Origin of the sequence: Vibrio sp. PID17_43, from assembly GCF_002608565.1 — a bacterium.
Lineage (GTDB): Bacteria > Pseudomonadota > Gammaproteobacteria > Enterobacterales > Vibrionaceae > Vibrio.
Genome location: NZ_LIXM01000007.1, coordinates 103,698 through 118,291 on the forward strand (window position 1 = coordinate 103,698; position 14,594 = coordinate 118,291).

At 45.0% G+C, this 14,594-nt stretch carries 14 protein-coding genes; 9 read left to right on the forward strand and 5 right to left on the reverse strand.

The features are described from left to right. Positions 1–11: 11 nt before the first annotated feature. A complete protein-coding gene (gene thrB / locus AK965_RS06725; protein ID WP_099078898.1) occupies positions 12–968 on the forward strand; it encodes a homoserine kinase in 957 nt (318 codons plus the stop codon). Next, positions 965–2,245 (forward strand): threonine synthase, encoded by a 1,281-nt coding sequence (gene thrC / locus AK965_RS06730; RefSeq protein WP_099078899.1) that lies wholly within the window; start codon positions 965–967, stop codon positions 2,243–2,245. Before thrB ends, thrC begins: the two co-directional genes overlap by 4 nt. A gap of 113 nt (positions 2,246–2,358) precedes the next feature. On the opposite strand, the gene grcA is transcribed toward thrC, so the two are convergent. Further along, positions 2,359–2,736, reverse strand: coding sequence for an autonomous glycyl radical cofactor GrcA (grcA, locus tag AK965_RS06735; protein ID WP_099078900.1), 378 nt, complete (start codon positions 2,734–2,736; stop codon positions 2,359–2,361). A 326-nt stretch (positions 2,737–3,062) separates the two neighbouring features. On the opposite strand from grcA, the gene nfo reads away from it, so the two are divergent. From nfo to AK965_RS06755, 3 genes are all read left to right on the forward strand, one after another. After that, positions 3,063–3,950: a deoxyribonuclease IV gene (nfo, locus tag AK965_RS06740; RefSeq protein WP_099078901.1), complete on the forward strand. Its 888-nt coding sequence runs from the start codon at positions 3,063–3,065 to the stop codon at positions 3,948–3,950. A gap of 307 nt (positions 3,951–4,257) precedes the next feature. Continuing rightward, positions 4,258–4,938, forward strand: coding sequence for a uracil-DNA glycosylase (ung, locus tag AK965_RS06750; protein WP_099078903.1), 681 nt, complete (start codon positions 4,258–4,260; stop codon positions 4,936–4,938). A gap of 140 nt (positions 4,939–5,078) precedes the next feature. Next, on the forward strand, positions 5,079–5,630 hold the full coding sequence (locus AK965_RS06755) for a hemerythrin domain-containing protein (RefSeq protein ID WP_172438094.1): 552 nt from the start codon (positions 5,079–5,081) through the stop codon (positions 5,628–5,630). A gap of 230 nt (positions 5,631–5,860) precedes the next feature. Here the strand turns inward: AK965_RS06755 and AK965_RS06760 are convergent, their stop codons facing one another. Next, the gene (locus tag AK965_RS06760; RefSeq protein WP_099078905.1) at positions 5,861–6,046 is read right to left on the reverse strand and encodes a DUF3545 family protein; all 186 of its coding nucleotides are present in this window, start codon (positions 6,044–6,046) and stop codon (positions 5,861–5,863) included. A gap of 709 nt (positions 6,047–6,755) precedes the next feature. Between AK965_RS06760 and AK965_RS06765 the strand changes: the two genes are divergently transcribed. Next, positions 6,756–8,192, forward strand: a complete 1,437-nt coding sequence (locus AK965_RS06765; RefSeq protein ID WP_099078955.1) for a sodium:alanine symporter family protein — start codon at positions 6,756–6,758, stop codon at positions 8,190–8,192. A gap of 110 nt (positions 8,193–8,302) precedes the next feature. Then, positions 8,303–9,079 (forward strand): peroxide stress protein YaaA, encoded by a 777-nt coding sequence (yaaA, locus tag AK965_RS06770; RefSeq protein WP_099078956.1) that lies wholly within the window; start codon positions 8,303–8,305, stop codon positions 9,077–9,079. A gap of 91 nt (positions 9,080–9,170) precedes the next feature. Here yaaA and srmB read toward each other — a convergent pair whose 3' ends face one another. Together srmB and AK965_RS06780 are read right to left on the reverse strand one after the other, a co-directional pair. Beyond that, the gene (srmB, locus tag AK965_RS06775; protein ID WP_099078906.1) at positions 9,171–10,394 is read right to left on the reverse strand and encodes an ATP-dependent RNA helicase SrmB; all 1,224 of its coding nucleotides are present in this window, start codon (positions 10,392–10,394) and stop codon (positions 9,171–9,173) included. Between the two features lie 106 nt (positions 10,395–10,500). Further along, the gene (locus AK965_RS06780; protein ID WP_099078907.1) at positions 10,501–11,220 is read right to left on the reverse strand and encodes a tRNA1(Val) (adenine(37)-N6)-methyltransferase; all 720 of its coding nucleotides are present in this window, start codon (positions 11,218–11,220) and stop codon (positions 10,501–10,503) included. A gap of 326 nt (positions 11,221–11,546) precedes the next feature. Here AK965_RS06780 and brnQ point away from each other — a divergent pair, with 326 nt between their 5' ends. Further along, entirely contained in the window at positions 11,547–12,860 is a 1,314-nt protein-coding gene (gene brnQ / locus AK965_RS06785) for a branched-chain amino acid transport system II carrier protein (RefSeq protein ID WP_099078908.1), read from the forward strand. Positions 12,861–12,951: 91 nt separating this feature from the next. Here brnQ and fldB read toward each other — a convergent pair whose 3' ends face one another. Beyond that, entirely contained in the window at positions 12,952–13,470 is a 519-nt protein-coding gene (fldB, locus tag AK965_RS06790; protein WP_099078909.1) for a flavodoxin FldB, read from the reverse strand. A 157-nt stretch (positions 13,471–13,627) separates the two neighbouring features. Here fldB and xerD point away from each other — a divergent pair, with 157 nt between their 5' ends. Next, entirely contained in the window at positions 13,628–14,545 is a 918-nt protein-coding gene (gene xerD, locus AK965_RS06795; RefSeq protein WP_099078910.1) for a site-specific tyrosine recombinase XerD, read from the forward strand. Positions 14,546–14,594 lie beyond the last annotated feature (49 nt).

Genomic DNA, 14,594 nt, shown 5'->3' on the forward strand with positions numbered 1-14,594 from the left:
GTTCAAGTGATATGGGTGTTGTAGTTTATGCTCCAGCATCAATAGGTAATGTAAGCGTTGGTTTCGACGTTCTGGGGGCGGCAGTGTCCCCAGTTGATGGTACATTATTGGGTGACAGTGTCTTGGTTAAATCTGGGCCTGAGCCGTTCAGCCTAAAGACGGCTGGTGATTTTGTTGAGAAGTTACCAACCGAGCCAAAAGAGAACATCGTTTACGATTGTTGGGTAGTGTTTGCCCGTGAGCTAGACAAAAAAGGCATCGAGCTAAAGCCACTTGAAATGACGCTAGAAAAGAACATGCCAATTGGCTCAGGTTTAGGCTCAAGTGCTTGTTCTATCGTTGCTGCGTTAGATGCATTAAACCGATTCCATGGTCAGCCGCTTAACGAGACAGAGTTACTGGCGCTGATGGGAGAAATGGAAGGCAAGATCTCTGGTGGGATTCACTACGATAACGTCGCGCCGTGTTACCTTGGTGGTGTGCAATTGATGCTTGAAGAGTTGGGCGTCATCAGCCAAGAAGTGCCTTGCTTTGACGATTGGTACTGGGTGATGGCGTATCCGGGCATCAAAGTGTCCACAGCGGAAGCGCGTGAGATCCTACCATCTCAATACCGCCGACAAGATATCATTGCTCATGGTCGTCACCTTGCGGGCTTTATTCATGCGTGTCATTCTGGTCAGCCAGAACTTGCTGCAAAAATGATCAAAGACGTGATCGCAGAACCGTATCGTGAGAAACTGCTTCCAGGGTTTGCGAATGCACGTCAATACGCCGCATCTGCGGGTGCACTGGCAACGGGTATTTCTGGCAGTGGTCCGACATTGTTCAGTATTTGCAAAGAGAAAGATGTCGCTGAGCGAGTTGCTCGCTGGTTAGAACAGAACTACGTACAAAACGAAGAGGGATTCGTCCACGTTTGTCGTCTCGATAAGCAGGGTTCGAAAGTAACAGGAAGTGAGCTATGAAGCTTTACAATATAAAAGAAAATGATGAACAAGTTTCCTTTGGCCAAGCCGTTCGCCAAGGGCTAGGCCGTAACCAAGGTCTATTTTTCCCATCGGAATTACCAAAATTTGAAGACGTTGATGCGCTACTGGCAGAAGACTTTGTCTCTCGTAGCACGAAAATCCTATCAGCACTGATTGGTGATGAGCTGACGGAAGAGCAAGTAAACGCATTGGTTGATGCTGCATTCCAATTCCCAGCACCAATCAATCAAGTGAAAGACGGTGTTTACGCATTGGAGCTTTTCCATGGTCCAACGCTCGCATTTAAAGACTTTGGTGGACGCTTTATGGCGCAATCACTTGCAGCCGTTTCGGACGGCGGCAAAATCACCATTCTGACGGCGACTTCTGGCGACACTGGCGCAGCCGTTGCACACGCTTTCTACGGTATGGAAGACATCAACGTTGTGATTCTTTACCCTAAAGGTAAGATCAGCCCACTGCAAGAGAAGCTATTCTGTACGCTTGGTAAGAACATTCATACCGTCGCGATTGATGGCGACTTCGATGCGTGTCAGGCGCTTGTTAAGCAAGCTTTTGATGATGCAGCACTGCGTGAAGAGATCGGTCTGAACTCTGCAAACTCAATCAACATCAGCCGCTTGATGGCGCAAATCTGTTACTACTTTGAAGCCGCGGCGCAAATGAGCAAGCAAGAGCGTGAAAACCTAGTGGTGTCTGTACCAAGCGGTAACTTTGGTAACCTAACCGCAGGTCTACTGGCAAAAGCACTGGGTCTGCCTATTAAACGCTTTATCGCTGCAACTAATGCGAATGACACTGTGCCACGTTACCTAGAAACGGGTAAGTGGGAGCCAAAACCAACGGTTGCAACGACATCAAACGCAATGGATGTAAGCCAACCAAACAACTGGCCTCGTATCGAAGAGCTATGCCGCGTGAAAGAGTGGGGCTTGGAGACGCTAGGTAAAGGTGCGGTTTCAGATGAGCAGAGCGCACAATCTGTGAAAGATCTTTACTCACTCGGCTACCTATGTGAACCGCACGGTGCGATTGCTTACTGCGTTCTCGAAGAGCAACTGCAAGAAGGTGAAACTGGTCTGTTCTTATGTACTGCTCACCCTGCGAAGTTCAAAGAAGTGGTGGATGATATTCTACAGTCAGACATCGATCTTCCAGCTCCGCTAGCAAAACACGCTGCGATGGAACTGCTATCAGAAGATCTTGACGCAGACTTTGATGCATTGAAACAAGTGTTGCACCGCGTACAGTAAGTAACAAAAGAGGAACAACTAAAAAAGGTGGAGTGCGATCTCCACCTTTTTGTTCAAAGAAAAACGGCGCTCTCAGAGCGCCGTTTTTAAAATCTTACTGACGAATGTCTCTATTATAGAGACTCAGTAAACGTACGAGCGATTACGTCACGTTGCTGCTCTGTAGTTAGCGAGTTGAAACGTACTGCGTAACCAGAAACACGAATGGTCAGCTGTGGGTAGTTCTCTGGGTGAGCCACTGCGTCTTCTAGCGTTTCACGCTTAAGAACGTTCACGTTTAGGTGTTGGCCACCTTCGATGCGTGGAGCCGTTTCGATTGCCACTTCACGGCTTTCGTATTCACCTAGATCGCTGATTGCGATAACTTGGTCAGCGTCGTAGCCAGTCGCCGCAGCCACACAACGTGCTTCGTTCTTCTCGCTATCTAGTAGCCAGATTGAGTTTAGTAGTTCGTCGTTAGCTGCTTTAGTAATTTGGATACCTTGGATCATTACTGTCTCCTAGACCACTTCTGTGGTGATTATTGGTGTTAATTTTCGATTTTTTGTTGAGCTAGGTATTATATAGCTAATATCCACTATATTAATATTGATTTAGGTCAAAAAACCACTAAAAACCTTAACTTTTAGGGGGTGATTTTCTTGAGTTAAATCAATAAAACGTTTGAAAACATACTGTTTACAATTTATTTGATAATATAAAAAATATTTAAAAGTTAAATTTGTTGTAAAATTACTGCATTTTTGGTTTAAAATTTAACCATAAGTATGTAACGCTCTGTATTTTGGTAACCACACTGAAAGTCAAAAGTGATTAAATGACAAACATGAAAAACAAGTTCGGAAACAAATTTATTGGTGCGCACGTGTCTGCTGCGGGTGGTGTCGATCAAGCCCCTTTGCGTGCGAAAGAAATTGGTGCAAATGCGTTTGCTCTGTTTACGAAGAATCAGCGCCAGTGGGTAGCAAAACCATTGGAAGAAAAAACCATTCGAGCATTTAAAGCCAATTGCAAGATGCTAGGCTTTAGCGCAGAACATATTCTTCCACACGACTCTTACCTGATTAACTTGGGCGCGCCCGAAGAAGAGAAGCTCAGCAAATCACGCGCGGCCTTTATTGATGAAATGGAGCGCTGCAATCAGCTCGGTTTAACGCTGCTAAATTTCCACCCAGGCAGTCACTTAAGAAAAGTCTCTGAGCAGGAGTGTTTGGCGACGATCGCAGAGTCGATCAACCTCGCACATAAAGCCGTGCCAAATGTGATTGCTGTCATTGAGAACACGGCTGGTCAAGGAACCAATCTTGGCTGGAAGTTCGAACAGTTAGCTGAAATCATCGCTCAAGTGAAAGACAAAGAGCGCGTTGGTGTATGTCTCGATACTTGCCACACCTTCACGGCGGGTTATGACCTACGCACCAAAGAAGATTGTGAGCATACTTTCGCTGAGTTCGATCGCATCGTTGGCATGCACTATTTAAGAGCAATGCATCTTAATGATTCAAAAGTGGCGTTTGCGAGCAAGGTCGATCGCCACCATTCACTGGGTAAAGGTGAAATTGGTTGGAGTTGTTTTGAGTACATCGCGAAAGATCCGCGCTTCGATGGTATACCACTGATTTTAGAGACAATTGAACCTGATCTTTGGCCGCAGGAAATCCATGCATTGCGCCAGTTTTACATGGAGGAAATGGTGAATAGTTAGTGCAACAGTAAAGTTGGCATCCTTCTTTCTTAGTGACAATGGTTGAGCTGTTTACTGCTCTGCTCAATTCGCTTCTATACTATCCAAATGGGGCTGCACCAGTTAGGAGGATGACACTATGTCTCGAGCTGCTTCTTTTACTCTCGCAACACACGGAAAGCGTGTATTACGCTTACCTACACCCAACCGACATATCTCTGGTCAAGGGCACTTTCGGACTCCGCAGAAACACTAATTGATATTACTGCTCTTAAGTTGATAGGAAGTTTTGTTAGAATGTTGGCAAACTTTAGGGCAGGAATACTCCATGAATCAGTCACTCATTTGGCACGATGTAATCGGCGAAGAAAAACAGCAAAGCTACCTTATTGATACGCTAAATTTTGTTGAAGCAGAACGCGCGTCTGGCAAAGCGATTTTTCCTCCAGAAGACGATGTATTTAACGCATTTTGCTTGACTGAGTTCAATGATGTGAAGGTGGTTATTTTAGGGCAGGATCCTTATCACGGTCCAAATCAGGCGCATGGTTTGTGTTTTTCTGTGTTGCCAGGCATTAAAACGCCCCCATCTTTGGTGAATATGTACAAAGAACTAGCCCAAGATATTGATGGGTTTCAAATTCCGCAGCATGGTTTTTTGCAAAGTTGGGCTGAGCAAGGTGTGTTGCTGCTTAATACGGTATTGACCGTAGAACAAGGTAAGGCGCATTCGCACTCAAAAATCGGTTGGGAGACATTTACCGATCGAGTCATTGAAGCGATCAATCAACATCAGCATGGAGTCATATTCTTACTTTGGGGAGCACACGCACAGAAGAAAGGACGTTTTATTGATCGTTCTAAACATCATGTGCTTGCCGCGCCTCATCCATCGCCGTTGTCTGCTCATCGAGGCTTCTTCGGCTGCCAGCATTTCTCACAAGCTAACCAGTTATTGATAGAGCAGGGCAAGGAGCCTATTAATTGGCATTTACCCATGAAGGCATAAGACAATATATTTTTAGCTTAAGAGGCTGCCGAGAGTAGAGCTACCATAGCATTACTGTTGTTGTTTTTTTGAACGGCGTCGACGCTGATATTCTGTTTCTCATATACACTTAATAAAAGTAGGTGCTAAGGAGAGACGCTATGATGCTCGAAAGAATCAGACGTGAACACGGCTATATGGTTCGTTTGTTGGCGATATTGCGCCACAAACTGAAGGAGATACAGCAAGAACATCCCATCAACTACTCGTTGGTGAGTGAGATTGTGGATTACTTGTCTAATCATTCTGAGAAGATCCATCACCCTAAAGAAGACATTCTTTATCATTACTTTCTTGAGCATTATGGGCAGCAAAAAAACATAGAAAACTTGGAATTAGAACACCAAGAACTTGCTGAAAAGACTAAGCAGTTTGCACTTGTCGTTGATATGATTTTACAAGACGCTGTCGTTCCTCAGGAGATGTTTGCTCGACAGTTAGAAGATTTTATTACCAGTCAAAAGCGTCACCTCGACATGGAGGAGAGAAAAATCTTACCATTGATAGAGGCATTGTTTACGACAGAAGACTGGCAATATGTCGAAAGTCAATGGCAGGAAAATGAGGACGATCCAGTCTTTGGCGACACTATCGCGGATCGCTATAAACAGTTAGCTGAACGTGTTCGCCAGAATGACAAGGAGTTCGTTTGACCTGCAGTTTGCGTCAAGTGAACGTTTGCCATTGTTGTGGTTTATTTTGTGCCTTTCTTATTTGGTGAGAAATTATCTAAATTTTAAACTTAGTAAACATGGCAGAAAACTAAAGCATATTCTTACTAGGTGAGAATATGCTTTATTTAGGTGATTTTAGGCTGGTTAACCTTAGTCGTTTCATCTATTTATAAATGAAAAAGGCACCGTCAAGGTGCCTTTTGTCTGAATTAAAGTTTGATATCCTCTAAGGATATATCGTGACAGACATCCAGTTCTTTTAACTCCTTGAGCAGGTTACGTCTGTCGTTCATTTCCTCAATCTCACGCCATTTTCGCTTGATTCGTTTATTTCGAGGGCGAGTTGCAGAGCTAGTATCTAGGTCAAATGCATCATCGAGTTGAAAGTCTTCCATAAGCCACCTTACCTTTTATATCCAAACTAGTCAGTGTGGAGCTTTTTTATTACCATAATCACTGTAAGGGTAACCATGATATATTTCGCATTTGTGTCTCTAAGGTGACACTTTCATGTAAAAACACACACAGAATCACACTTTTTATGTATATGAAATGGAGAGAAAATAAGCGAACGAGCGCAAGAAAACGATTAAATAGTACGATCGCGTTTGTTAATTTGAGTCCTATAATGTGTACCTTACCCAAGGGAGACTGTTGCATAAAGCCGACTCAATGATGTGCCGTTTAATACCCACTTCCCCGACAGGTTAGAATTTGGCGCATCACTTGTGGTTGCTAGCTTTCCCTCATACCTATGTAATTCTACTTTCCTCATTCAGTACTGGGCGACACGTTGCTGTTTTGTTGGTTTTGTATTTCCATTTGAGTGCGCTTCGGTTGTTGTTGTGTTTTTTCTTTGTACTCTTATGGTGAAAAGTAACATTGATGCCTCACCTGTTGCATATTGATTTTTGCTTGTTGAGGCTGCATTATCCGCCCGTCAAAAAATACGCGGGTACGTAAAATGGATGCATGAAGCGACGTTTACGATTCTAGATTGCGCAATAAACATTATTCAAAAAGCTAAGCACACTTTGACACTTAGCAGGCAATCTGGTGGATGGCTTGGACGCACAGACCGGCGCAACTCACTTTGAGGTACACATGACAGACTTAATCAATTTGATGAACGATCTCCTTTGGGGGTCGATTCTGGTTTATCTTCTTGTTGGTGTAGGGATCTACTTCACCGTTCGATTGGGATTCATTCAATTCCGCCATTTTGGCCACATGTTCTCGGTTCTTAAAAACAGCCGTAGAGCAGACAAAGCAGGTATCTCTTCTTTCCAAGCACTTTGTACCAGTCTTGCTGCACGTGTCGGCACTGGCAACATGGCTGGTGTTGCTGTCGCTCTAACTGCAGGTGGCCCTGGGGCAATCTTCTGGATGTGGTTGATTGCCATGCTAGGTATGGCCACGTCGTTTGCGGAAAGTACGCTAGCACAGCTATACAAAACCAAAGACGATGACGGAAATTACCGTGGTGGTCCAGCATACTATATGGAAAAAGGCTTGGGCATGCGCTGGATGGGCGTGTTGTTCTCAATTTTCCTTATCATCGCTTTTGGTTTGGTATTTAATGCCGTTCAAGCAAACTCAATCGCTAATGCAATGAGCACCGCATTTGGCTGGGATGACCTATATGTGGGTATCGCGGTAGTGCTACTTTCTGCGGTGGTTATTTTTGGTGGTATTAAACGTATCGCAAGAGTCGCTGAGCTGGTGGTTCCTATTATGGCACTGGCTTACTTAGTACTTGCGTTGTTCGTGATGTTCTCTAATCTAGACAAGCTACCAGACGTGCTAATGCTTATCTTCAAGAGTGCGTTCGGTCTGCAAGAAGCAGCAGCTGGTGGTCTGGGCTACGCAATTGCACAGGCGATGATCAACGGAATCAAACGCGGTCTATTCTCGAACGAAGCGGGTATGGGTTCTGCGCCAAACGCAGCAGCATCAGCAACGCCTTACCCGCCACACCCTGCGTCTCAAGGTTATGTACAGATGCTAGGCGTGTTCATGGATACGATTGTTATCTGTTCTGCGACGGTAGCGATCATCCTGATGTCAGGTGAGTACGTTGGCCAAGCAACGGAAGTAACAGGTATCGAGCTAACTCAGCGCGCATTGAGCTCACAAGTGGGTGATTGGGGAAGCATCTTTGTTGCGGTAGCGATCTTCTTCTTCGCGTTTACGTCAATCATTGCAAACTACTCATACGCTGAAACGAACCTAATCTTCCTCGAGCACAACCACAAAGCAGGTCTAGGCATTTTCCGTATCGTTGTACTAGGCATGGTGATGTTCGGTGCACTAGCTTCTCTACCAGTGGTTTGGTCACTCGCTGACGTCTCTATGGGTTTGATGGCGATAGTGAACTTGGTGGCAATTATACTGCTGTCAGGCATCGTGATTAAGTTGGCGAAAGATTACAACCGTCAATTAGATGAAGGTAAAGTACCAACGTTTGATGTCAACGATTTTCCTGAGCTTAAATCTCAGCTAGAAGATGGCATTTGGGACAACACAAAGAAAGAAGACTAAGTGACGTCCAATCATCGTTGAAAGCTATCAACACGATTCAAAAAGCCATGCAGACAATGCATGGCTTTTTTTGTACCCTAATGGAAAATAAAATTAGGGAAGTTAAAGTCATGCTTATCGTCGTTTCTCCTGCTAAAACGCTTGATTACGAATCACCACTCGCGACCGAGAAGTTTACTCAACCAGACTTGGTTAGCTATTCAAAAGAGCTGATCGAGGTATGCCGTAAGTTAACACCTGCCGACGTGGCATCACTGATGAAAGTAAGCGATAAGATCGCTGATTTGAATGTGGGCCGTTTCCAAGAGTGGAGTGAGACCTTCACTACAGATAATGCGCGCCAAGCGATTCTTGCGTTTAAAGGTGATGTGTACACTGGTCTTGAAGCAGAAACCCTTTCTGATGCCGATTTCGATTACGCTCAAGATCACTTACGCATGCTGTCTGGCTTATACGGTCTGCTTAAGCCGCTTGATTTGATGCAACCATACCGTCTTGAGATGGGCACTAAGCTTGCGAACGATAAAGGCAGCAACCTTTATCAGTTCTGGGGGAACGTGATTACCGATAAGCTGAATGAAGCCATTGCAGCACAAGGCGATAATGTTCTGATCAACCTCGCATCGAATGAATACTTTAAAGCGGTCAAGCCGAAGAATTTGGATGCGCAAGTGATCACGCCAATCTTTAAAGATTGTAAGAATGGTCAATACAAGGTGATCAGCTTTTATGCGAAGAAAGCACGCGGCATGATGGCGCGTTACATCATTGAAAACCGAATAAAAAGTGTCGCGGACTTAACTCAGTTCAATACGGCGGGTTATTATTTCGTAGAAGAAGAGTCGACACCAACAGATTTGGTGTTTAAGCGCGAAGAGCAAAACTGATCACGCGATGGATTCTTATCGGCGATAGAGATAAAAAAGGGTTGGCAGTGCCAACCCTTTTGCTTTTGTTATTAGAAATTAATTCGCACGATTATTTCTTCTTCGCGACTTTCTTTTTCACTGTTTTTTTCTTGTCGTCTTTTTTCTTTTTCTTCTTAAACACAGGTTTCTTGTGCTTAGGGCGCATCTCTTTAACGAAGCGCTCTTTGATGTCTTCTTTCACGTAACGCGCCACGCGATCCAGCATTGGTTGGTCGTGCGCTTCTACGATAGAGATTGCGTTACCCTTTTTACCTGCGCGCGCTGTACGGCCAATGCGGTGAAGGTATACGTCAGCAGTGCGAGGCATGTCGTAGTTGATTACGTGTGATACGTCTGGCAAATCGATACCACGAGCAGCCACATCGGTTGCCAGTAATACGTTTACGGTGCCGTCACGGAAGCGAGAAATTGCGTTGTTACGACGATCTTGTGGCATTTCACCTTGAATCCAAGAGCATGGGATTTGTGCACTTTCTAGCTGTGCACGAAGCTCACCCAGACGCTCACGAGTCTTCAGGAACACGATGGTACGCTCTGCCTGCTCTGTGATGATGTGTTTTAGCAGGGCAAGTTTATGCTCTGCGTCATCAGCACGGTGGTACCACTGTGCGATCTTCTTACGTTCACGCAGTGGTGATTTCGCGTCGATCTCTGCGGGTTCATTCAGTAGATCGGCGGTAAAGCCTTCGACACCTTTACCTTCTAGTGTGGCAGAGAAAAGAAGGGTTTGCTTACGCCAGCGACATTCGTTAGATAGGCGGTCGACGGTAGGCGCAAAGCCCATATCTAGCATGCGGTCTGCTTCGTCCAGAATTAACCATTCAATGGCACGACAATCAAAACGTTCAGCATCAATGTATTCACGCAGGCGTCCAGGAGTTGCCACCACGATGTCTTGCGTGGTCGCTAGGATGTTTGCGTGCTCTTGGTATTGAACACCACCCGTGATGGTGAAGATGTTTAGCTTGGTATTTTTTGCCAGTGCGCGAGCTTGATCCGCTACCTGCATCGCAAGTTCACGAGTTGGTGTTAGGATCAGAATACGCGCAGGTCCAGGTTTACGACGTGGGAAATCTTGCAGATATTGCAGTGCTGGCAGTACGAATGCCGCCGTTTTACCAGTACCAGTTGGTGCAGACGCTAGAATGTCACGACCATCTAACGCTTGTGGAATCGCTTCTGCCTGAATTTTAGTTGGGCGCTCGTAGCCCATCTCTTCAATGGCTTCAAGTAAGTTTGAGTCTAGATCAAGTTCAGCAAAGGTTCTGATCACAATGAGTTCTCCACAAGCAAAGCTTGGTTAATGGTTCGCGAAAGCAGCATAGATTTTAAAAGGTCGCATATTATAAAGTGATTAGTGATAAGGATCACATGTTATTTCACATCTTAAGATAAAACTCGTGAGTTAGCTGGATAAAATCCTCGCTGTACCCCGCATCTGTGTGGATAAGCAACTGTGATTCTTGAGTATCACAAGGTTGCTTTGCTAATTCAAATAGTACGCGGTGCACAGGCTTTTTCTGTGATGGTTGCACGCGACAGATGCGTGATAGGTACCATCCTTGTTGTTTTGCTAAGGTCATAAACTGTTCGCCTTCCGTAATCGGCAGCACAAAACTGGCCGTTCCATTTTGCGAAAGTAATTCATAACAGCGTTTGAGTAATGCATCGTGCTGCAAGGTATCTGTGTGTCTTGCGGTAGCACGTTGGCTCTGCTTCGATTGCTCTCCACTGTTAAAGTAAGGGGGGTTACAGATAATGTGTTGAAATGTGTGTGGAGCTTCAAAGCTCAATACATCGGCGTGCAACAAAGACAGCCTATCTCGCCAAGGAGAGTGGGCAAAATTGTCACGTGCGGCGTCAATCGCCGTTTTTTCAATATCTACGGCGGTAATTTTTGCTTTGGTAAAGCGCTGAGCACACATCAGCGCGAGTAACCCCGTTCCGGTTCCAATGTCGAGAATATTTACTTCACGATGGCTTTGAAACCATGCGCCTAGTAGAACACCATCGGTGCTAACGGGCATGCCACTTTCACTTCCGTCGATAGTAAATTGCTTAAATTTGAAGCCCTTAGTTTTGAATGATGGATTATTCATGATGTTTCGCACTTGCTCAATATTTAAGTTAATTTTGCTGTTGTTTCGTAATTGTACAGGGTCTTGTTTTGTTGGTTATCAAATTGTTTTGTAATTTACTTGGTGTAAAAGACTGCCCTATTGCCAAATGTTAGATGTATTAACTGCTTTTAGCTTCCGTAGGTAAATTAATATGGTGTTTTTTTCTTTAAGGTTGCCAAATGATGAGTCTTTCGTCATTATTCGGCGAAATATAATAGATTAAACCACGAGTATCTATTTACTTTAGATAATCAAAAGTGGTCTATGCATACACAACATTCATTAATTAGAAGTAAGGGTTATCTGTGAAGCAGACGTTAAAACTAACAGATATTATCGCAGTAGGCTTTATGCTATTTGCGTTCTTTTTGGGTGCCGGCAACATCATTTTTCCACCACTAGCAGGTCAGTTAGCAGGTGAGAACCTGCTGCCTGCAATGTTTGGTTTCTTGCTAACAGCGGTAGGTCTACCTCTTATTACCATCGTTGCTATTGCTGTGGCTGGTGGCTCTTGGGATCACTTGACTCAAGATCTTCCTAAGAAAGCAGCGGTGCTGATGGCGGCGTTGATCTTCATTATCATCGGTCCTGCATTTGCTGCGCCTCGTACTGGTCTTGTCGCTTACGAAATGGCAGTAAAACCATTCTTTTTAGGTGCATCTCAAGCGCATCTGACGGCATTCTCAATCTTGTTCTTCGCGGTAGCAATGGCTTTCGCTTGGTCTCAAGGTCGTTTGATTGATTTGATTGGTAAAGTGCTAACGCCAGTTTTGTTCCTTGGCTTGATCATTCTTGCTATTGCGGTATTTGTTGATCCTCAAGGGGAAATGATGGCCGCACGGGGCGAATACCTAACTCAACCACTGACTAAAGGCTTCCTTGAGGGCTACAACACCATGGATACTTTTGCATCGTTGATGTTTGGTATGTTAATGGTGGACTCACTGCGTAGCAAAGGTATCACTGAACGTGCAGCAACAACTAAATACTTGATCTACGCGGGCTGTATTGCTGCCGCAGGTCTTGCATTTGTTTATATTTCTCTATTTTACTTAGGCGCGACCAGTGCAACAATTGCAGCTGGCGCGGACAATGGTGGTCTAGTCCTAAGCCAGTACGTGCAAGCACTATTCGGCCCATACGGTCAGATTGTATTGTCAATCATTGTACTACTTGCGTGCTTAACAACGGCTATCGGTTTGATCTCTGCGTGTTCTGACTTCTTTAGTTCTAAGACATCCCTGTCGTACAAGCATTGGGTTATCATTAACGGTGCCGCATGTGCCCTAGTTGCGAATGTTGGCTTAGCTCAATTAATCTCGCTATCCGTACCTGCATTATTTGCATTGTACCCAGTCGCAGTGGCGTTGGTTACTCTAACGTTTGTTCGTAGCAAGCTACCAAATCCACGCGTTGCTTACCGCTCAGTACTGCTTGTGTCGCTGTTATTTGCGTTGATTGATGCAGCAAAGGTTGCAGGTCTGGACGTATCGGCATTCAGCATGTTGCCACTATTTGAAGTGGGTATGGGCTGGTTGCTACCAACTACGGCCGCGATTGTTTGCTCTTTCTTCTTCGCGAAGTCAACTCGTCAAGAGCTAGCGGAAGAAGCGGCGTAATTGTCGACTAATAAAATGTAAAAAATAAAATGTAAAAAAGCCCGGTGAATCGCTTTACCGGGCTTTTTGTTTGTAATCAGTTTGTCGCGGCTTATAGCGTGTCGTGAAATTCGACTAACACTTGCTCACACCATGTTTCGATGCGCTCATCGCTCAGTTCGTATTGTGAATCTTCATCCAGAGCAAGGCCAACAAATTGGCTACCATCTTCGGTCAGCGCTTTCGACGCTTCAAATTCATAACCTTCGTTTGGCCAGTAACCAATAAATTGTGCGCCAGTGGCTTTTAGCTCATCGTGTAAAAGCCCCATCGCATCTAAGTACCATTCGCCGTAACCTTCTTGATCACCCAAGCCAAATAGCGCGACGACTTTGTCTTTGAGTGGCGTGGTTGTGATGTCTTGCCAAATCGCACTCCAGTCCTCTTGAATTTCACCAAAGTCCCAAGTAGAAATGCCAATCAGCAGCAGATCGTAGTTAGCCATGAGTGATAACGGTGCCTCTTTCACATTGTGAATGTCGACAAGGTCTTCACCAATAATATTGCGAATTTTCTCTGCTGCCATTTCGGTGTAGCAGGTCGTTGAGCCGTAAAAGAGTCCGATTTTCATTATATTTGTCGTTTTCTATGTTGCTGTTGTAGCAGATTCTAACCATAAACTGAGGGAAATTGCAGCGAATATCCTAAGCGGGATGATTTTTTATGGTATTGGCTGGGCAGTTGCCTTACTCTCAACACTGTAAATATAAACAGATAAGGAAGCGTGCATGACGGCAAAACAGCCTGTCAATCAACAAGATTTTGGTCTTGTTGAGCAATTCTTGGATGCGATGTGGATGGAGCGTGGCTTGTCAGAGAATACACTAGCTTCATACCGAAATGATTTAATGAAATTGCTCGTGTGGATGGAACAACAGCGCTACCGCCTTGACTTCATTAGCCTGTCTGGCCTGCAAGAGTATCAATCTTATCTGGCGGATTTGGATTACAAGCAGACTTCGCGCGCGCGTATGTTATCGGCTATTCGCCGTTTATTTCAGTACCTCCACCGCGAAAAAGTGCGTGCCGATGATCCGAGTGCACTGTTGGTGAGCCCAAAGCTGCCACAACGCCTACCGAAAGACATCAGTGAAGAACAAGTCGACGCGCTGCTTGATGCGCCAGACCCCAATGACCCTATCGAGTTGCGCGATAAAGCCATGCTTGAACTGCTTTATGCGACGGGCTTACGTGTGACAGAGTTAGTGAGCCTCACTATGGAAAACATCAGCCTGCGACAAGGGGTGGTTCGCGTAACGGGTAAAGGCGGCAAAGAGCGCTTGGTTCCGATGGGGGAGAATGCCGTGGATTGGATTGACACATTTATCCAACAAGGGCGGTCTGCTCTATTGGGGGAGTCGACGTCGGATGTTGTGTTCCCAAGTAAACGAGCAAGACAAATGACCCGCCAGACCTTTTGGCACCGTATAAAATACTACGCAGTGATAGCAGGTATTGATGGGGAACAATTGTCACCACACGTTTTGCGCCATGCTTTTGCGACACATTTATTGAACTATGGCGCCGATCTTAGAGTCGTACAGATGCTGTTGGGGCATAGTGACTTATCGACCACACAAATTTATACTCACGTAGCGACTGAGCGATTGAAACAAATCCACAGTCAACACCACCCAAGAGCATAATGATGGTTTGTTGCATCCTTTATCTCATTGGATGAAACGATTTTATTTT